The sequence below is a fragment of the Pseudomonas sp. MONT-RG-20F-20-E-7-02 genome (assembly GCF_022662395.1).
In the GTDB taxonomy this organism is placed as follows: Bacteria; Pseudomonadota; Gammaproteobacteria; order Pseudomonadales; family Pseudomonadaceae; genus Aquipseudomonas.
Map to the genome: position 1 here is coordinate 356,588 of NZ_JAKNQN010000004.1, position 16,956 is coordinate 373,543.

The 16,956-nt window shown below is 61.1% G+C and carries 18 protein-coding genes; 12 read left to right on the top strand and 6 right to left on the bottom strand.

The genetic code is table 11. The annotated features are described in order from the left end of the window. Positions 1-69 precede the first annotated feature (69 nt). Entirely contained in the window at positions 70-744 is a 675-nt protein-coding gene (radC, locus tag L8I05_RS14545; RefSeq protein ID WP_159961002.1) for a DNA repair protein RadC, read from the top strand. Positions 745-772: 28 nt separating this feature from the next. Here the strand turns inward: radC and L8I05_RS14550 are convergent, their stop codons facing one another. After that, complete coding sequence (locus L8I05_RS14550; protein ID WP_242169731.1) at positions 773-2,365, bottom strand: ABC transporter substrate-binding protein; 1,593 nt, start codon at positions 2,363-2,365, stop codon at positions 773-775. A gap of 457 nt (positions 2,366-2,822) precedes the next feature. Here L8I05_RS14550 and rpmB point away from each other — a divergent pair, with 457 nt between their 5' ends. Next, entirely contained in the window at positions 2,823-3,056 is a 234-nt protein-coding gene (gene rpmB / locus L8I05_RS14555) for a 50S ribosomal protein L28 (protein ID WP_003176907.1), read from the top strand. Between the two features lie 11 nt (positions 3,057-3,067). Then, positions 3,068-3,223: a 50S ribosomal protein L33 gene (gene rpmG / locus L8I05_RS14560; protein WP_003176906.1), complete on the top strand. Its 156-nt coding sequence runs from the start codon at positions 3,068-3,070 to the stop codon at positions 3,221-3,223. 182 nt (positions 3,224-3,405) lie between these two features. Here the strand turns inward: rpmG and L8I05_RS14565 are convergent, their stop codons facing one another. Beyond that, positions 3,406-3,768, bottom strand: a complete 363-nt coding sequence (locus L8I05_RS14565) for a cupin domain-containing protein (RefSeq protein WP_242169732.1) — start codon at positions 3,766-3,768, stop codon at positions 3,406-3,408. A gap of 230 nt (positions 3,769-3,998) precedes the next feature. Here L8I05_RS14565 and L8I05_RS14570 point away from each other — a divergent pair, with 230 nt between their 5' ends. Both L8I05_RS14570 and L8I05_RS14575 read left to right on the top strand, forming a co-directional pair. Beyond that, positions 3,999-5,492, top strand: coding sequence for an aldehyde dehydrogenase (locus tag L8I05_RS14570; protein WP_242169734.1), 1,494 nt, complete (start codon positions 3,999-4,001; stop codon positions 5,490-5,492). Positions 5,493-5,672: 180 nt separating this feature from the next. Further along, the gene (locus L8I05_RS14575) at positions 5,673-6,815 is read left to right on the top strand and encodes an MFS transporter (protein ID WP_242169736.1); all 1,143 of its coding nucleotides are present in this window, start codon (positions 5,673-5,675) and stop codon (positions 6,813-6,815) included. A gap of 123 nt (positions 6,816-6,938) precedes the next feature. Here the strand turns inward: L8I05_RS14575 and L8I05_RS14580 are convergent, their stop codons facing one another. Together L8I05_RS14580 and L8I05_RS14585 are read right to left on the bottom strand one after the other, a co-directional pair. Further along, the gene (locus tag L8I05_RS14580) at positions 6,939-8,507 is read right to left on the bottom strand and encodes a phospholipase D family protein (RefSeq protein WP_242169738.1); all 1,569 of its coding nucleotides are present in this window, start codon (positions 8,505-8,507) and stop codon (positions 6,939-6,941) included. 62 nt (positions 8,508-8,569) lie between these two features. Further along, positions 8,570-9,994 carry a PLP-dependent aminotransferase family protein gene (locus L8I05_RS14585; RefSeq protein ID WP_159960992.1) on the bottom strand — a complete coding sequence of 475 codons (1,425 nt, stop codon included), beginning with the start codon at positions 9,992-9,994 and terminating at the stop codon, positions 8,570-8,572. A 165-nt stretch (positions 9,995-10,159) separates the two neighbouring features. Between L8I05_RS14585 and L8I05_RS14590 the strand changes: the two genes are divergently transcribed. Then, positions 10,160-10,384, top strand: a complete 225-nt coding sequence (locus L8I05_RS14590; RefSeq protein ID WP_242169740.1) for a DUF1127 domain-containing protein — start codon at positions 10,160-10,162, stop codon at positions 10,382-10,384. Here L8I05_RS14590 and L8I05_RS14595 read toward each other — a convergent pair whose 3' ends face one another. Further along, on the bottom strand, positions 10,385-11,677 hold the full coding sequence (locus tag L8I05_RS14595; RefSeq protein ID WP_242169742.1) for an FAD-binding oxidoreductase: 1,293 nt from the start codon (positions 11,675-11,677) through the stop codon (positions 10,385-10,387). A 115-nt stretch (positions 11,678-11,792) separates the two neighbouring features. Between L8I05_RS14595 and L8I05_RS14600 the strand changes: the two genes are divergently transcribed. Next, positions 11,793-12,146 carry a YkgJ family cysteine cluster protein gene (locus L8I05_RS14600; protein WP_003176897.1) on the top strand — a complete coding sequence of 118 codons (354 nt, stop codon included), beginning with the start codon at positions 11,793-11,795 and terminating at the stop codon, positions 12,144-12,146. 13 nt (positions 12,147-12,159) lie between these two features. On the opposite strand, the gene L8I05_RS14605 is transcribed toward L8I05_RS14600, so the two are convergent. Continuing rightward, positions 12,160-12,648, bottom strand: coding sequence for an Lrp/AsnC ligand binding domain-containing protein (locus L8I05_RS14605; protein WP_003176896.1), 489 nt, complete (start codon positions 12,646-12,648; stop codon positions 12,160-12,162). Positions 12,649-12,804: 156 nt separating this feature from the next. Here L8I05_RS14605 and dadA point away from each other — a divergent pair, with 156 nt between their 5' ends. The 5 genes from dadA (at position 12,805) to L8I05_RS14630 (ending at position 16,849) form a co-directional block, all read left to right on the top strand. After that, a complete protein-coding gene (gene dadA / locus L8I05_RS14610) occupies positions 12,805-14,106 on the top strand; it encodes a D-amino acid dehydrogenase (RefSeq protein WP_159960982.1) in 1,302 nt (433 codons plus the stop codon). Then, positions 14,078-14,431, top strand: coding sequence for a RidA family protein (locus L8I05_RS14615; RefSeq protein ID WP_242169744.1), 354 nt, complete (start codon positions 14,078-14,080; stop codon positions 14,429-14,431). The genes dadA and L8I05_RS14615 overlap by 29 nt, the downstream gene beginning before the upstream one ends. Before the next feature lie 80 nt (positions 14,432-14,511). After that, positions 14,512-15,585 carry an alanine racemase gene (gene alr / locus L8I05_RS14620; protein WP_197626375.1) on the top strand — a complete coding sequence of 358 codons (1,074 nt, stop codon included), beginning with the start codon at positions 14,512-14,514 and terminating at the stop codon, positions 15,583-15,585. A 116-nt stretch (positions 15,586-15,701) separates the two neighbouring features. Beyond that, entirely contained in the window at positions 15,702-16,250 is a 549-nt protein-coding gene (locus tag L8I05_RS14625; RefSeq protein WP_017135864.1) for a cupin domain-containing protein, read from the top strand. 182 nt (positions 16,251-16,432) lie between these two features. Next, positions 16,433-16,849: a c-type cytochrome gene (locus tag L8I05_RS14630; RefSeq protein ID WP_099488297.1), complete on the top strand. Its 417-nt coding sequence runs from the start codon at positions 16,433-16,435 to the stop codon at positions 16,847-16,849. The last annotated feature ends 107 nt before the right edge of the window (positions 16,850-16,956 follow it).

The following is a 16,956-nucleotide window of genomic DNA, read 5'->3' on the forward strand; positions in this document are numbered from 1 at the left end:
CTTAAGATAACACAGCGTCCGCTGGGCAACAGCGGCGCACCTGGCCCATATCAATGGAAGGGAGATGGGATGAGTATTCGCGATTGGCCTGTGGCGGAGCGTCCACGGGAAAAGCTGTTGGAATGGGGCGCGGCGAGCCTGTCGGATGCCGAGCTGTTGGCGATCTTCCTGCGCACCGGTGTGTCTGGCCGCAGTGCGGTCGACCTGGCGCGGTATTTGTTGGCGCAATTCGGTGGCCTTCGCCCGTTGCTGGAGGCCAGCCAGACGGTGTTCAGCCAGCATTTGGGGTTGGGCCCGGCGAAGTTTGCCCAGTTGCAGGCGGTGCTGGAAATGTCCCGGCGCCATTTGGCCGAGCGTCTGCGCGCTGACTCGGTGCTGGAGAGCCCGTTGGCCGTGCGCGATTACCTCAAGGCGTTGTTGCGGCATGAGCCCCACGAGATCTTCGGTTGCCTGTTTCTTGACTCAAAGCATCGCGTTCTGGGCTTTGAGGCGTTGTTCCACGGCACCATCGACGCCGCCATCGTCTACCCCCGGCAAGTGGTCAAGCGCGCCCTGGCATACAACGCGGCCGCCTTGATTTTGTGTCACAACCATCCTTCCGGGAGCGTCGAGCCGAGTGCGGCTGATCGAAAATTGACCAAATTGCTGCAAAAGGCGCTGGAAGTAGTGGATGTGCGGGTGCTGGATCACATCATCGTGGGCGATGGCGACCCGCTGTCGATGGCGGAATACGGGTGGATGTAGCCCCGCCCCAGTGGGGCGGGGCCGTTTGTCAGGGCTTGACGCTGACTTTGGAAAAGTCCTGCCGCCCGAACGGGCTCACTTGATAGCCCTCGACATTCTTGCGAGCCAAGGCAAAGGCGGTTGGGTGCGCCAGTGGCAGCCACAGTGCCTGCTGCTGGATCTGCGCCTGGGCCTGTTGATACAGCTTGCTGCGCACGCCTTGCTCACTGGTGGTCTTGCCGGCGCTGATCAGTTTGTCCAGCGCGGGGTCGCAGTAGCGGGCGAAGTTGGTGCCGGATTTCACCGCCGCGCAGGAGAATTGCGGGGTCAGGAAGTTGTCCGGGTCGCCATTGTCGCCAGCCCAGCCCATGAACAGCAGGTCGTGTTCACCGGCTTTGGCGCGGCGAATCAGCTCGCCCCACTCGATCACGCGGATCTCAGCCTGGATGCCGATCTTGGCCAGGTCGGCCTGCAACAGCTGTGCGCCGAGGTTAGGGTTGGGGTTCAGCAGGCTGCCGGTGGGGCGCGTCCAAATAGTGGTCTTGAAACCGTCCTTGAGCCCGGCGCGGTCGAGCAGCGTCTTGGCCTTGGCGATGTCCTGTGGATAACCTGGCAAGTCTTTGGCATAGCTCCAGGTATTGGGTGGATAAATGCCATTCGCTGCCTCGGCGGTGCCCTCAAACACGGCCTTGAGGTAGCTGTTCTTGTCGAAGGCCAAGTTGATCGCCTGGCGCACTTCCGGCTTGTCCAGCGGCGGGTGCTGGCTGTTGATAGCCACGAATGCGGTCATGAACGCGGCGGTTTTTTCCACCTTCAATGCCGGGTCTTTTTCGGCTTCGCCCACGTCCAGCGGCTTGGGTGACAGGGCAATCTGGCATTCGTCGCGATGCAGTTTCTGCAGGCGCACGTTGGCGTCCGGGGTAATGGCGAAAAGCAAGTTATCCACAGCCGGTTTGCCGGCGAAGTAATCCGGGTTGGCTTTGTAGCGAACCACGGCATCTTTCTGGAAGCGCACAAAAACGAACGGCCCGGTGCCGATCGGTTGGCTGTTGAGTTTCTCTGGCGTGCCGGCTTTCAACAGTTTGTCGGCGTACTCGGCCGGGTAGATTGAGGCAAAGCCCATGCTCAGGGCGGCGAGGAAGGTCGAGTCGGCGTGGTCGAGGGTGAAGCGTACGGTCAGCGGGTCGAGCGCATCGATCTTCTTCACCAGTGTCGGCAATTGCAGCGACTGCGCATGCGGGAAGCCGCTCTGGGCGATCTTGTGCCATGGGTTGGCCGGGTCGAGCATGCGTTCGAAGCTGAAACGCACGTCCTCGGCCGTCAGGGTGCGGCTTGGAGTGAAGTATTCGGTGCGGTGGAATTTCACCCCCGGGTGCAGCTTGAAGGTGTAGGTCAGGCCGTCCGGCGAAACGTCCCAGCTGTCCGCGAGGCTCGGCACCAGCTTGCCGCTGTTGGCGTCGTAGTCCACCAGGCGGTTCATCAATACGTCTGCAGAGGCGTTGGTGGTGGTCAGCGAGTTGTATTGCACCACGTCGAACCCTTCGGGGCTGGCTTCGGTGCAAACGCTCAAGCTGGTGGCAGCCAGGGCCGCGGGCGCGATAAATAGAGGGGCTAGCAATAGCGGTAGGGCAGCGAGGCGCATATTCGGTTTCCTTTGCAGATCGAAGGCCCATCTGCGAGTGCAGTCTGGAAAAAGCCTACCGTAGTGGGCTGACTGATAAATGACTAGTCCATTTTTGCCTGTGCTTTTGGCGCAAATGCTGTTTTGATGGCGCCTCAGCGCGTTTCGCCGTGCACTTCATCGTGCGGGCGGGCGCTGTAAATCATTCTGTGCGACGAGCGGTCGGCCGTGACAGCGGCCCCTCCTGGCAACGGTTCTGGCGTCTGTCGCCGAGATTTATGCCGGTAAAAATACACGGGCTGTTGTTGCACTGGGGTCTTTCTGGTATAAAGCAGCGCTCTTTTCTAGGGGCCCGGTTCCTTCACTGTAGGTGTAGCCGGTAAGACCCTAAAGAAACGCGGCGCCTGGCGCCAAATGACTGAGAGATTAAGCGGCCAACCCATGCCGGGTTGGGCATGTGGTTTTAGAGGGCTGAGGCATGTCGAGAGTCTGTCAAGTTACCGGTAAGGGTCCGGTGACTGGGAATAACATTTCCCACGCAAATAACAAAACCCGTCGTCGTTTCCTGCCGAACCTGCAGCATCACCGCTTCTGGGTTGAAGAAGAGAAACGTTTTGTTCGCCTGCGTGTATCTGCTAAAGGCATGCGTATCATCGACAAGCGTGGCATCACTGTCGTGCTGGCCGAAATCCGTGCCGCTGGCAAGATCTAAGGAGCTCTATCATGCGTGAATTGATTCGAATGATCTCTAGCGCCGGTACTGGTCACTTCTACACTACCGACAAGAACAAGCGTACTACCCCGGACAAGCTCGAAAAGAAAATGTTCGACCCGCGCGTTCGCAAGCACGTGATCTACAAAGAAGGCAAAATCAAGTAATTGATTTTCTTCCTTGTGAAAAAAAGCCCGTCTCTCACGAGTCGGGCTTTTTTTTGCCTGAAATGATCGTTCCCACGCTCTGCGTGGTAACGCCTCCTGTGACGCTCCGCGTCACGCGTTCAAGAGCAGGCGCGGAGCGCCTTGGGCTGCATTCCCACGCGGAGCATGGGTACGATCGCTGATCAGGCTTTCTGTTCGAACACCACGTAGATCTTGCGGCAGGGCTCAAGCACTTCCCAGGTGCCGCTGAACCCGGCCGGGATGACGAAGCGGTCACCCGCACGCAGGGTCTTGGCGTTGCCGTCGGCATCGCGCAACACCGAAACGCCCTGCACAATCTCGCAGTACTCATGCTCGGTGTAATTGACCTTCCACTGCCCGACTTCACCTTCCCAGACCCCGGCGCTCATCTGGCCGGATGGGCTGTTGTAGTGGTTGTAAATGGTTTGCTCGGGTTCGCCCTTGAGGATTTTTTCGGCAGCCGGGCGGTAGCGGTCTGGGGCGGTGTTGGCTTGGCTGAAGTCGACGATATCCTGGATGCTCATGTGCGTGTCCCGTCTGGCCTGCGGTTGGAGAGCCCAAAGTCTATGTTTATTAAAATGAACATCGCAAGGGCGTTTACCGGGCTTGTGTCAAATATATTGAAACACCCCCAGCCGCTGGTTTAGGGTGGCAGCTGCCTTGAGCCGAACAGCAGGCTGGCCGGGCAAGAATTCTTTGAGGCTGCCGGGGGACATCACCTGGCCCTTGTATTCAACAAGAGGAGGACACTCGCATGACCACCCTGACCCGTGCCGACTGGGAACAACGCGCCAAGGATCTGAAGATCGAAGGCCGCGCCTATATCAATGGTGAATACACCGCTGCTGTTTCCGGCGACACGTTCGAATGCATCAGCCCGGTCGATGGCCGCTTGCTGGCAACGGTTGCCAGCTGTGACGCCGCCGACGCCCAGCGCGCCGTCGAAAATGCCCGCGCCACGTTCAATTCCGGTGTCTGGTCGCGCTTGGCGCCGGCCAAACGCAAATCCGCCATGATCCGTTTCGCCGCGCTGCTCAAGGCCAACGCCGAAGAGCTGGCGCTGCTTGAAACCCTGGACATGGGCAAGCCGATCAGCGATTCCCTGGGCATTGATGTGCCTGGCGCAGCCAATGCGCTGAGCTGGAGCGGTGAAGCGATCGACAAAATTTACGACGAAGTCGCCGCCACGCCACACGATCAGTTGGGCCTGGTGACCCGCGAGCCGGTCGGCGTTGTCGCCGCGATCGTGCCGTGGAACTTCCCGTTGATGATGGCCTGCTGGAAGCTGGGGCCGGCGCTGTCCACCGGTAACTCGGTGATCCTCAAGCCGTCCGAAAAATCCCCGCTGACCGCCATCCGCATCGCCGCACTGGCGGTTGAAGCCGGTATTCCAAAAGGCGTGTTCAACGTGCTGCCGGGCTACGGCCACACCGTGGGCAACGCGCTGGCGCTGCACATGGACGTCGACACGCTGGTGTTCACCGGTTCCACCAAGATCGCCAAGCAGCTGCTGATCCGCTCCGGCGAGTCGAACATGAAGCGTGTATGGCTGGAAGCCGGCGGCAAGAGCCCGAACATCGTGTTCGCCGATGCCCCGGACCTGCAAGCTGCCGCCGAATCCGCTGCGGGCGCCATCGCTTTCAACCAGGGCGAAGTCTGCACCGCCGGTTCGCGCCTGCTCGTCGAGCGTTCCATCAAGGATAAATTCCTGCCGCTGGTGATCGAGGCCCTCAAGGGCTGGAAGCCAGGCAACCCGCTGGACCCGGCAACCAACGTCGGCGCACTGGTGGACACCCAGCAGATGAACACCGTGCTGTCGTACATCGAAGCCGGCCACGCCGACGGCGCCAAACTGGTGGCGGGCGGCAAGCGCACCCTGGAAGAAACGGGCGGTACTTATGTTGAACCGACGATTTTCGACGGTGTGACCAACGCCATGAAGATCGCCCAGGAAGAGATCTTTGGCCCTGTGCTGTCGGTGATCACCTTCGACAGCGCCGAAGAAGCCATCGCCATCGCCAACGACACCGTTTATGGCCTGGCCGCTGCGGTGTGGACATCGGATATCTCCAAGGCACACCTGACCGCCAAGGCCTTGCGCGCGGGTAGCGTGTGGGTCAACCAATACGACGGCGGCGACATGACGGCACCGTTTGGTGGTTTCAAACAGTCGGGTAACGGTCGCGACAAGTCGCTGCACGCGTTCGACAAATACACTGAACTGAAATCGACCTGGATCAAGCTGTAAGCAAAACCGCTGATCCCCTGTAGGAGCAAGCTTGTGTGGGAGCTGGCTTGCCTGCGATAGCAGCACCGAGGTGTGACTGACACACCGAGGCGTCTGCTATCGCGGGCAAGCCCGGCTCCCACATAAGCTCGCTCCTACAGTTCGTTTGAAACCCTGAAAATTATCCACAGGAGCGTGGAAATGCGTTGGGCGACTTATTTCGCCGTGCTGGCCTCGGTACTCAGCGTTGGCCTGGCCCTGGGCGTCAGCATGCCGCTGGTGTCCCTGCGCCTGGAAGGCTGGGGCTATGGCAGTTTTGCTATCGGCGTCATGGCGGCAATGCCGGCCTTCGGCGTGTTGCTGGGCGCCAAGGTTTCCAGCCGGATGGCCTCATGGCTGGGCACCGCCAACCTGATGCGCTTGTGTCTGTGGGCGGGTGCCGTCTCCATCGGTTTGCTGGCGATTCTGCCCAGCTACCCGGTATGGCTCGTGCTGCGGCTGATGATTGGGGTGATCCTGACCATCGTGTTTATCCTCGGCGAAAGCTGGATCAACCAGTTGGTGGTGGAGCAGTGGCGTGGCCGCTTGGTGGCGCTGTATGGCTGCAGTTATGCCCTGAGCCAACTGTCGGGGCCGTTGCTGCTGGGCGTGCTCGGCACCGACCATGATTACGGTTTCTGGGTGGGCGTTGGCTTGCTGATGGTTGCGCCGCTGCTGTTGCTTGGTCGTTCCGGCGCGCCGACCGCTGAATCCTTCAGCGTGACCTTCAGTGATCTATGGCGCTTTTGCCTGAGCCTGCCGGCGATTGCCTGGGCGGTGGCGTTATTCGCTGCGTTCGAAGCGATGATTCTGACGCTGCTGCCGGTGTATTGCCTGCAACAAGGTTTTACGGCCGAGATTGCCTTGGCCATGGTCAGCACGGTGGTGGTCGGCGACGCACTGCTGCAATTGCCCATCGGCGCATTGGCTGATTACTTGCCGCGTCGCACGCTGTTCTTGAGCTGTGCGGTGTTGCTGCTGGTGTCGAGCCTGGCGATTCCGCTGTTGTTGCACACGCCACTGATCTGGCCGGTGTGGGTGATCTTCGGCGCCAGCGCCGGTGGGTTGTTCACCTTGTCGCTGATTTTGATCGGCGAGCGTTACCGCGACGACGCGCTGGTACGCGCGAATGCCCACGTGGCGCAGCTATGGGGCATCGGCTGCCTGATTGGGCCGCTGGTGGCGGGCGCGGGCAGCCAGTGGATCAGCGGGCATGCATTGCCGTGGCTGATGGCTGCGGGAGCGTTGGGATTGGTGGTGTTGCTGCTGCGCCAGGGCGCATTCGGTGCCGCCCAGCCTGCTTGATTTGAAATGCAATTAACTGTGGGAGCGGGCTTGCCTGCGATAGCGGTGAGTCAGCTAGCCTATTGGTGCCTGACACTCCGCTATCGCGGGCAAGCCCGACTCCCACAGGGTTTTTCACTGTGTTTAGAGCATCCGTTCCAGGCCGACTGAAGTAGCAAACCAGGCATTAAACCGGCGCCACCAACTGCCGGGCTCATGGGTCAGCGTGTGCAGTTGGCCGTTATCCTCGGTAACCCACACCACCTGGCCGTCCTGCAATTTCGCCTCATAGCTCAACGCTGGCGCCATGCCTTGCAGCGCCAGGTTGCGCACGTGTTCCGCCAGCTCGGGGCTGTCCACCAGCACGCCGACCTCGGTGTTCCACAGCACCGAGCGCGGGTCGAAGTTGAACGAGCCAATAAACGACTTCTCCCGATCAAAGATCATCGCCTTGCTGTGCAGGCTGGAGTCCGAGCCGTGGAACGCGCCCCGGCGAAACAGGTGCGGGCCGCTGCCTGCACTCGGGTCGCCGGGCTGGCGGCGCAGTTCATAGAGTTTTACGCCATGTTCCAGCAATGCCTTGCGATACGGCGCATAGCCGCCGTGCACCGCCGGTACATCCGTCGCTTCGAGGGAGTTGGTCAGCAAGCTCACCGACACGCCCGCATCGGCGCGGCCGGTCAGGTACACCAGCCCAGGCTGCCCCGGCACGAAGTACGCTGAAATCATGATCAGTTCATGGTTGACGCCTTCCAGCTCCGGCGCCAGTTGGGTGGTGAGCAGCAATCGCGGGTCCGGGTCGGCCTTGGCCAGCACCTTGCTCGGCGCATCCCACAGCGCCTGGTTCCAGGCCCAAATCAGCTCGCGCCGCCAGATGTCCATGCGCGGCTGGGTTTGGTAGGTGCGCAAGCGGTTATACAGGGCGTGGTTCTGTTGGCGTGATTCGGCCAGCGAGTCTTGCAGGCGTACACGTGCGGCGGCCAGGTCTCGTTTGGATGGGGCGGTGGAAACAAAGTCATCAATCGGCTTGCTCAGCGCGCTGTTCCAATACTGATCAAAGCTATGGCCGAGCTGCTCAGCCACCGGCCCCACGCTGAGCATGTCGATATCGGTGAAATTCAGGTTGGGCTCCGCATCGAAATACTCATCGCCCAGGTTGCGCCCGCCGACGATGGCCACGCTGTTGTCCGCCAGCCAGAGCTTGTTGTGCATGCGCCGATGTTGCAGCGACAGGTTGAACAAGCGGCCCATGGCCCGCGTCACGCCGGTGCTGCGGCCCAGGTGCAGCGGGTTGAACAGGCGAATTTCAATCTGCGGGTGGGCGGCGAGGGTGGCGATGACTTGGTCGAGGCCGTCGCTGGTGGTGTCGTCCAGCAGGATGCGGATGCGCACGCCACGGTCGGCGGCCTTGAGCAGTTCGTCCACGAGCATGCGCGTGCTGATGCCGTCGTGCACGATGTAGTACTGCAGGTCGAGGCTGCTCTGGGCGTTGCGGATCAGCTCGGCGCGGGCCATGAAGGCTTCGCTGCTGTTGGGCAGCAGGCGAAAGCCCGAGCGACCTTGATGGGGCGCCGCTTGGGCCTGGATCGAACGGCCGAACGCAGATGGCGCGGCGGGCAACGCATCGCTGGGGATGCGCGGACTGTCGACCGTAGCGCAGCCGCCCAGCGCCAGTGCGGCCAACAGGAAAAACGGTAAAAGCCGTCGAATCATCAAGGGCGCTGCTTCCAGGTCAGGGCGATTGTGGGCATATGACGGCTAAAACCGGCGAAAGGTCAGTCTGCCGCCTCGGCGAGCATCTTGATGGCTGCGGCCCCGACCTTGCGCACCGCTTCCTCAATCTGTGGGGTTGGCTTGGCAGCGTAGTTCATGCGCAGGCAATTTCGGTACTTGCCGGAAGCCGAAAAGATGCTGCCCACCGCCACCTGAACGCCTTGCTCCACCAGTACGCGATTGAGCTTGAGGGTGTCGAAGCCTTCCGGCAACTCGACCCACAGCATAAAGCTGCCTTGAGGTCGGCTGGCACGTGTGCCGGCCGGGAAGTAGCGGCTGACCCAGTCGAGCATCAAGTCGCGATTGCGCTGGTATTGAGTGCGCATCCGCCGCAAATGCGGTTCGAAGTGGCCGTTCTTGAGGAATTCGGCGATGGCAATCTGTGGTTGGGTCGCGGTGGAACCGGTGCTGATGTATTTCATGTGCAGCACCCGCTCCAGGTAGCGACCGGGCGCTACCCAGCCAATGCGTAAACCGGGCGCGAGGGTTTTCGAGAACGAGCTGCACAGCAGTACGCGGCCGTCTTCGTCGAAGGATTTGATCGTGCGCGGGCGTGGGTAGCTGTAGGCCAATTCGCCATACACATCGTCTTCGATGATCGCCACGTCAAAGCGCTGCGCCAGCGTCAGCAATGCACGTTTGCGTGCCTCCGGCATGATGTAGCCCAAAGGGTTATTGCAGTTGGGCGTCAGCTGGATAACCTTGATCGGCCACTGCTCCAGGGCCAGCTCGAGCGCTTCGAGGCTGATGCCGGTGAGCGGGTCGGTCGGGATTTCCAGGGCCTTCATGCCCAGGCCCTTGAGGGTCTGCATGGCGCCGTGAAAGCTCGGCGAGTCCACGGCGACGATATCGCCCGGCTCGCAAATCGCGTGGATGCTGGCGGACAGCGCCTCGTGGCAACCCGTGGTGATCACAATGTCTTCCGCCGTCAGCTGGCAGCCGGAATCCAATGACAGTCGCGCAATTTGTTCGCGCAACTCCATACAGCCGAGGATGTTGTCGTAATACAGCCCCGGCAAGTCCTGGCGGCGACTCACCCGTGCAAGGCTGCGCAGCAGGGGTTTCAGGGTCGGCGACAATACATCTGGCATGCCTCGGCCCATCTGTATGACGTCTTTGCGCGGCACGGCGCGTATCAGTTCCAGCACCTGGTCCCATTGCGAAATTTCCACGGGGCGCTGGGCCGGGCGGCCTACCTCGGGCAGCGCCGGCAGCTCGCGCCCGACCGGCACAAAGTAACCGGACTTGGGCTTGGGCATCGCCAGGCCGTTGTCTTCCAGCAAGCGATAGGCTTGTTGCACGGTGCTCAGGCTGACCCCGTGTTCCACGCTCAAGGCGCGCACCGAGGGCAGTCGATCGCCGGGGCGATAAAAGCCCTGTTCGATGCGCGTGCCCAGCAATTCGGCGAGGTTGACGTAAAGGGTCATGGCGGTCGCTCCCGAGGACCAGTACAGATAAGGCGAAAATACAGGATTCAGGCGTCCATGGGCAGCATCTGTATGGATTTAATAAAAGTAGGCTGAATCTGTAATGGTTTGGCGCCCGCGCTCACTCTAGTCACTCATGGCAACAGGCAAATGAGGGGCAGCAAAATGAGTGGCATAAGCGATGTGCGTCTGATGTTACACAGTCAGGAATTGCAGGCAGGGCAGGAGCGGGCGACGGCGCCACGGGATATCAGCCGCTGGAGCCTGTTCTGGCATCGCCGCCACACGCGCAAGGCTTTGCTGCATTTGACCCGCGAGCAACTGCGCGACGTTGGGCTGAGCGCCGAACAAGCGCGCCAGGAAGGCCTGAAGCCGTTCTGGCGCGACTGATCACACCAGCTCTTTGAACCGATGCCAGAGCATCCCCAGCGCCAACAGCGGCGAGCGCAGGTGCTTGCCGCCGGGGAAGGTGATGTGCGGCACTTGGGCGAACAGGTCGAAACGGCCCTGCTGCTGGCCGCTGATGGCTTCGGCCAGCAGCTTGCCGGCCAGGTGCGTGGCATTGAGGCCGTGGCCGGCGTAGGCCTGGGCGTAATACACATTGGGTTGATCGGCCAGGCGGCCAATCTGTGGCAAGCGGTTGGCGCCGATGCCGATCATGCCGCCCCACTGGTAGTCGATTTTCACCTCGGCCAGTTGCGGGAACACCTTGAGCATTTTCGGACGCATGTAGGCGCCAATATCCTGTGGGTCACGTCCTGAATAATGGCAGGCACCGCCGAACAACAGTCGTCGGTCAGCGGACAGCCGGAAGTAATCCACCGTCACCCGTTGATCACACACGGCCATATTCTGCGGCAGCAGGTTGGCGGCCTGGGCTTGGCTCAACGGTTCGGTGGCGATGATGTAGCTGCCGGCGGGCAGCACTTTGCCGCTTAACTGCGGATTCAAACCCTTGAGGTAGGCATTGCAGGCCAGCACCAGGGTTTTGGCGCGCACGTTGCCGAGGGCGGTGTGCACGTTGACCTCGGAGCCGTAGTCGATGCGCGTCACTTCGGAGTGCTCGAACAGCTTCACGCCCAACTGCTGTGCGGCGGCGGCCTCGCCGAGGGCCAGGTTCAGCGGGTGCAAATGCCCGGAACCCATGTCGATCATACCGCCCACATAACGGTCGGAGCCGATCACGCTGCTCATCTCGTTGGCTTGCAGCAGGCGTACTTCATGGCGATAGCCGAGGCTACGCAGTTCCTCGGCGTCTTCAGCCAGGCCTTGCAGGTGCCGGGGCTTGTTCGCCAGGTCGCAATAACCCCAGGTCAGGTCGCAGGGGATTTGATAGCGCTCGACGCGTTCGCGCACGATCTCCACGGCTTCCAGGCCCATCAGCTTCATCTGGCGTACACCGTCGGCGCCGATCACGTTGGCGAACTGGTCCAGGCCATGGCCGACACCGCGAATCAGCTGGCCGCCGTTACGCCCACTGGCGCCCCAACCCATCTTGCGCGCCTCCAGCAGCACCACGCTGAAGCCGCGTTCCGCCAGTTCCAGCGCCGTGTTCAGCCCGGAATAGCCGCCGCCAATCACGCACACATCGGCGCTGACTTCGCCCGTCAGCGCCGGGTATTCGGGCTGTGGGACGCTGCTGGCGGCGTAGTAGGAAGCGGTGTGCCGGGCGCTGGCGGTCATGGGGAGCATCCCTGTTTGGAAAATTTGACGCAGGATACAGCGGTCGGACGACGCTGTCTGCGCAGGGCGTTTTGCGTCAGAATCCACGCTTATTCGCTGTTCGGTATGGGTTTCGATGAGTTGCAACAGTCAGAAAATCAGCGCGCTGCGCAGGCAGATTCCTTCGTTCGAGTGCGTGCCAGGTTGCCACGACTGCTGTGGGCCGGTGACCACCTCACCCGAGGAAATGTCACGCCTGCCGCGTAAGACCGCTGCCGAGCAGGATGCGGCAATGGACGAGCTGAACTGTGTGCACCTCGGGCCGAATGGCTGCACGGTGTATGACGAGCGGCCGTTGATCTGCCGGTTGTTTGGCACCACCAAGACCTTGCCGTGCCCCAATGGGAGGGGGCCGGTGGAGTTAATTCATCCTCGGGTGGAGAAGCAGATTCATGAGTACATGGCCAGCACCCGGCAGGTGCTGGTCTAGCGACTGTACTCGGTCAGTCCGGGATTGGCAGGTTCAGGCTCTCCTTCACCTCTTCCATCACGATATAGCTCTTGGACTCGCGCACATGGGGCAGTTTGAGCAGGATATCGCCAAGCAATTTGCGGTACGACGCCATCTCCGAAATCCGTGCTTTCACCAGGTAGTCGAAATCGCCTGAGACCAAGTGGCATTCCAGCACGTGCGGCAGTTTCAGCACGGCGCGGCGGAATTCTTCGAAGGTGTCGCCGGACTTGTAATCGAGGCTGATCTCGACAAATACCAGCAAACTCCCCTTCAAATGCTGTGGGTTGAGCCGCGCGTTGTAGCCCATGATGATGCCTTCACGCTCCAGCCGCCGGACGCGCTCGGTGCACGGCGTGGTCGACAGCCCGACTTTTTCCCCCAGCTCCGTGAACGAAATTCGCCCGTCGGTTTGCAGGATACGCAGGATGTTGCGGTCGATCTTGTCCAGCTCCCGCTTGGTCTGGGTGTTGGTACGCATAGGGGATACGCCTCTGTGAAAAGGGTTTTTGCCGAGAATTGTCGCCAAATATAGGTGCTTATATAGTGAAATGCACTGGCAATAGTTTTTTACACTGCGCTCATCATTGCTCGAATAACACACGTCAGCGGCCAAGCCCGCGATGAGGATATAAAAATGCGCGTTCTGGTCTTGGGTAGCGGCGTCATTGGGGTGACCAGTGCCTACTATTTGGCGCGGGCCGGCTTTGAAGTCGTGGTGGTTGACCGCCAGCCTGCTGCTGCCATGGAAACCAGTTTCGCCAACGCCGGCCAGGTGTCCCCTGGTTATGCCTCGCCCTGGGCCGCGCCGGGCGTGCCGCTCAAGGCGATCAAGTGGCTGCTGCAACGCCACGCACCGCTGGCAATCAAGGCCACTGCCGATATCGATCAATACCTGTGGATGGCGCAGATGCTGCGCAACTGCACGGCCAGCCGCTATGCGGTGAACAAAGAGCGCATGGTGCGCCTGTCCGAGTACAGCCGCGACTGCCTCGACGAACTGCGCGCTGAAACCGGCATTGCCTACGAAGGCCGTAGTCTCGGTACTACCCAACTGTTCCGCACTCAGGCTCAGCTGGATGGCGCGGCCAAAGATATCGCCGTGCTGAAAGAGTCCGGCGTGCCCTTCGAATTGCTCGACCGCGACGGCATTGCCCGCGTGGAGCCGGCCCTGGCCAGCGTCACCGATATCCTCGCCGGTGCACTGCGCCTGCCGAATGACCAGACCGGCGATTGCCAGATGTTCACCACGCGCCTGGTCGAGATGTGCAAACAGCTGGGCGTGGAGTTCCGCTTCGAACAGGACATCCAGCGCCTCGATTACGCGGGCGACCGCATCAACGGCGTGTGGATCGACGGCAAGCTGGAAACCGCCGACCGCTACGTGCTGGCCCTCGGCAGCTATTCGCCGAAGCTGCTCAAGCCGCTGGGGATCAAGGCGCCGGTGTACCCGCTCAAGGGTTACTCGTTGACCGTGCCGATCACCAACCCGGCGATGGCGCCGACTTCGACCATTCTGGACGAGACCTACAAGGTCGCGATCACCCGTTTCGACAACCGCATTCGCGTTGGCGGCATGGCTGAGATTGCCGGTTTTGACCTGTCGCTGAACCCGCGCCGACGCGAAACCCTGGAGATGATCGTCAACGACCTTTATCCTCAGGGCGGCGATTTAACCGAAGCCAGTTTCTGGACCGGTTTACGCCCGACCACACCCGACGGCACGCCGATTGTCGGTGCCACCCCATTCAAGAACCTGTTCCTGAATACCGGCCACGGCACACTCGGCTGGACCATGGCCTGTGGTTCCGGCCGCTTGCTGGCCGACCTGATGGCGAAGAAAACGCCACAGATCAGCGCCGCAGGCCTCGATATTTCCCGTTACGGTAACCACCAGGAGTCCGCACGACATGTCAATCCAGCGCCAGCTCACCAATGAGCGCATGAGCCAGATCGTTATTCACAGCGGCACCGTCTATCTGGCCGGGCAAGTCGGCGACGACATGAGTGCCGCAATTGAACAGCAGACCCGTGAAACTCTGGCCAATATCGAGCGTTTGCTGGACTTGGCCGGCACCGACAAAACCAAGTTGCTGTCGGTGACGATCTACCTGAAAGACATCGACGCCGATTTCGCCGGCATGAACGCAGTGTGGGACAAGTGGCTGCCTAAAGGCGTCGCCCCGGCCCGTGCCACGGTCGAAGCCAAGCTGTGCGAACCGGAAATTCTGGTAGAGCTGTCCGTCGTGGCCGCGCTGCCTTAAACCAAGATCCCTCTCCCGGTGCCGATGCTGTCTGTCGGTGCCGGTTTTTTCTTCACTCTGCCGCCTAGAAGCCTGCCGCCATGCGTCCTGCCCGTGCCCTGATCGACCTCCAAGCCCTGCGCCATAACTATCAACTGGCCCGTGAAGTCACGGGGGCCAAGGCCCTCGCCGTGGTCAAGGCCGATGCTTACGGCCATGGTGCCGTGCGCGTGGCCCAGGCGCTGGAAGCTGAGGCGGATGGGTTTGCCGTGGCGTGCATTGAGGAAGCACTGGAGCTGCGTGCCGCCGGGATTCGCGCGCCGGTGCTGTTGCTGGAAGGGTTCTTCGAAGCCGACGAGCTGCCGCTGATCATCGAGCATGATTTCTGGTGCGTGGTGCATTCGCTGTGGCAGTTGGAAGCCATTGAGCAAGCGCGGTTGACCACGCCGCTGACGATCTGGCTCAAGTTGGATTCCGGCATGCACCGTGTCGGCCTGCATCCCAAGGATTATCACGAGGCCTACCAGCGTCTGCTGGCCAGCGGCAACGTGGCGAAAATCGTATTGATGAGCCACTTCGCCCGCGCCGACGAACTCGACTGTGTACGCAGCAATGAACAAGTCGCGGTGTTTGAGGCGGCGCGCCAAGGCCTGTCGGCCGAAGTCAGCCTGCGCAATTCGCCTTCGGTGATGGGCTGGCCGAGCGTGTCCAGCGACTGGGTGCGCCCAGGCATCATGCTCTACGGCGCCACGCCGTTTGGCGAAGACCAGGCCATTGCCGCGCGTTTGCAGCCGGTGATGACCCTGGAATCCAAGGTCATCTGCGTGCGCGAACTGCCGGCCGGTGAGCCGGTGGGTTACGGCGCCAAGTTCATCACGCCAAAGCCGATGCGTATCGGCGTGGTTGCCATGGGTTACGCCGACGGCTACCCGCGTCATGCGCCTACGGGTACGCCGGTGCTGGTGGCGGGGCAGCGCAGCCAACTGCTGGGCCGCGTGTCCATGGACATGCTGTGTGTCGACCTCACCGACGTGCCCCAGGCCGGGCTTGGTTCCACGGTGGAGTTGTGGGGCAAAAATATCCTCGCCAGTGACGTCGCGGCAGCCGCCGAGACCATCCCCTACCAGATCTTCTGCAACCTGCGTCGCGTGCCAAGGCTCTATTCCGGGGCTTGACCGCCGCCTACGAGTGGAGCCGGCCAGGATTTAGGCCCAAGTGTTGTAAATACTGAACGCTGTCGCCATGATAACGCTCAATTACAACAAAGCCTGAATCCTAGGAGGCTCCTGCATTGGACGTCGGCGAACGACTGCAATCCATCCGTAAACTGAAGGGTCTTTCCCAGCGTGAGCTCGCCAAGCGCGCGGGTGTCACCAACAGCACCATTTCGATGATCGAAAAAAACAGTGTCAGCCCCTCGATCAGCTCCTTGCGCAAGGTGCTGGGCGGCATCCCCATGTCCATGGTCGAGTTCTTTTCCGAGGAGATCCTCCAGGAAAAACCGACGCAGATCGTCTATAAAGCCAATGAGCTGATCGACATCTCGGACGGCGCCGTCACCATGAAACTGGTGGGCCGCGCGCACCCGAGCCGGGCGATTGCGTTTCTCAACGAGATCTACCCGCCGGGCGCTGATACCGGCGAAGAAATGCTCACCCACGAAGGCGAAGAAACCGGGATTCTGGTGGAAGGCCGACTGGAATTGGTGGTCGGTCTTGAAACTTTTGTGCTCGAAGCCGGCGATAGCTACTACTTTGAAAGCACCAAGCCGCATCGTTTTCGCAACCCGTTCGACGTGCCGGCGCGACTAATCAGCGCAGCCACACCCGCGAACTTTTGACAGAAGAGGCGTGCTGCCAGCGTTGCAGACACTCCCGTAGCTGTATTCCGCGAGGCTGAATCTCCCTTTAGTTAATAGGGTTGTTTCGGCCGGTCGGGCTAACCGTTATACTTTCGCCGCCTGCGAAACCGTGGCCGCAGGCGTGAATAGCCACCATTGAGGGTGAACGCGTGAACCTAATTATGAAAATGCTGGCTGCACCAGCAACCGTACTGGCCCTATGGGCTGTCAGCGCTCAAGCTGCGACCAATGATGAAATTGCCAAGCGCCTGGAGCCTGTTGGCCAGGTCTGTGTTCAGGGCCAGGAATGCAAAGGGATGGAAGTTGCAGTGGCCGCGGGTGGCGGCGGCGGTGCAAAAACGCCGGACGACGTCATCGCCAAACACTGCAACGCATGCCACGGCACCGGCCTGCTGGGCGCACCGAAAATCGGTGACACCGCCGCCTGGAAAGACCGCGCCGACCACCAGGGCGGCCTCGACGGCCTGCTGGCCAAGGCGATCACCGGCCTCAACGCCATGCCGCCAAAAGGCACCTGCGCCGACTGCTCGGATGCTGAGCTAAAAGGTGCGATCGAGAAGATGTCGGGGCTTAAATAAGCCGATCTTCGCCAAAAAGCCGCTGCCCAGCGGCTTTTTTGTGCCCGCGATTTGTACTTCATCGCTGTTCATTGCAGCAAAGACCCGGCAAGCTCGGTCCAACCCCT

Coding starts and splice junctions, on each gene's coding strand:
- radC (WP_159961002.1), top strand. CDS start 70: ATGAGTATTCGCGATTGGCCTGTGGCGGAGCGTCCACGGGAAAAGCTG.
- L8I05_RS14550 (WP_242169731.1), bottom strand. CDS start 2,365: ATGCGCCTCGCTGCCCTACCGCTATTGCTAGCCCCTCTATTTATCGCG.
- rpmB (WP_003176907.1), top strand. CDS start 2,823: ATGTCGAGAGTCTGTCAAGTTACCGGTAAGGGTCCGGTGACTGGGAAT.
- rpmG (WP_003176906.1), top strand. CDS start 3,068: ATGCGTGAATTGATTCGAATGATCTCTAGCGCCGGTACTGGTCACTTC.
- L8I05_RS14565 (WP_242169732.1), bottom strand. CDS start 3,768: ATGAGCATCCAGGATATCGTCGACTTCAGCCAAGCCAACACCGCCCCA.
- L8I05_RS14570 (WP_242169734.1), top strand. CDS start 3,999: ATGACCACCCTGACCCGTGCCGACTGGGAACAACGCGCCAAGGATCTG.
- L8I05_RS14575 (WP_242169736.1), top strand. CDS start 5,673: ATGCGTTGGGCGACTTATTTCGCCGTGCTGGCCTCGGTACTCAGCGTT.
- L8I05_RS14580 (WP_242169738.1), bottom strand. CDS start 8,507: ATGATTCGACGGCTTTTACCGTTTTTCCTGTTGGCCGCACTGGCGCTG.
- L8I05_RS14585 (WP_159960992.1), bottom strand. CDS start 9,994: ATGACCCTTTACGTCAACCTCGCCGAATTGCTGGGCACGCGCATCGAA.
- L8I05_RS14590 (WP_242169740.1), top strand. CDS start 10,160: ATGAGTGGCATAAGCGATGTGCGTCTGATGTTACACAGTCAGGAATTG.
- L8I05_RS14595 (WP_242169742.1), bottom strand. CDS start 11,677: ATGACCGCCAGCGCCCGGCACACCGCTTCCTACTACGCCGCCAGCAGC.
- L8I05_RS14600 (WP_003176897.1), top strand. CDS start 11,793: ATGAGTTGCAACAGTCAGAAAATCAGCGCGCTGCGCAGGCAGATTCCT.
- L8I05_RS14605 (WP_003176896.1), bottom strand. CDS start 12,648: ATGCGTACCAACACCCAGACCAAGCGGGAGCTGGACAAGATCGACCGC.
- dadA (WP_159960982.1), top strand. CDS start 12,805: ATGCGCGTTCTGGTCTTGGGTAGCGGCGTCATTGGGGTGACCAGTGCC.
- L8I05_RS14615 (WP_242169744.1), top strand. CDS start 14,078: ATGTCAATCCAGCGCCAGCTCACCAATGAGCGCATGAGCCAGATCGTT.
- alr (WP_197626375.1), top strand. CDS start 14,512: ATGCGTCCTGCCCGTGCCCTGATCGACCTCCAAGCCCTGCGCCATAAC.
- L8I05_RS14630 (WP_099488297.1), top strand. CDS start 16,433: ATGAAAATGCTGGCTGCACCAGCAACCGTACTGGCCCTATGGGCTGTC.